Source organism: Streptomyces sp. SID12501 (assembly GCF_010550245.1).
Classification (GTDB): Bacteria; Actinomycetota; Actinomycetes; order Streptomycetales; family Streptomycetaceae; genus Streptomyces.
This window is the reverse complement of record NZ_JAAGLU010000296.1, coordinates 1-587: the sequence shown is the minus strand read 5'-3', so window position 1 is coordinate 587 and position 587 is coordinate 1. Positions and strand designations below refer to the sequence as shown.

Sequence of the window (587 nt, the reverse complement as noted above, 5' to 3'; positions counted from 1 at the left end):
GCCCACGGCTCCGCCCGCACCGCGCTGCGCACCGGCGCCGTGCTGTCCGTCGCCGCCCTCACCCTCACCGCCTGCGGCGCCTCGACCGACGGCGGCACCGGCACGTCCGGCGACGCGACCGCCGACGGCGACCTGTCCGGCCAGACCCTCACCGTCGCCGCGTACGCCGGCTCGTGGGGCGAGGCGTTCACCAAGGCGTTCGTCGAGCCGTTCGAGGAGGCCACCGGCGCGACCGTCGAGCTGGTCCCCGGCGGTCCCGCCGAGTGGCTCACCGCGCTGCGGTCGTCGTCCGGCGGCGAGCCCGCCTACGACCTCGTCGCGTTCACGCCGAACGTCATCCCGAGCGCCGTCGCCGCGCGCGTCGTGCAGCCCCTCGACACCGACCGCGTCGCCGACTGGGCCGACCTCAACACGACGCTCGTCGCGCAGAGCAACGTCGGCGACGTGCAGTACGGGCTGCCGCTCACCGTCGGGTCGACCGGCCTGGCCTACCGCACCGACCTCGTCACCGACCCGCCCACCGACTGGTCGGACGTGTTCCGGCCCGAGCTGTGCGGCCACGTCGGCGTCTCGCCGCTCACCTTCAA

General features: G+C 75.5%; 1 protein-coding gene. It reads left to right on the top strand.

The annotated features are described in order from the left end of the window. Positions 1–587, top strand: a 587-nt coding sequence (locus tag G3I71_RS45840) for a PotD/PotF family extracellular solute-binding protein (RefSeq protein WP_164324872.1), incomplete at both ends; no start/stop codon positions are given.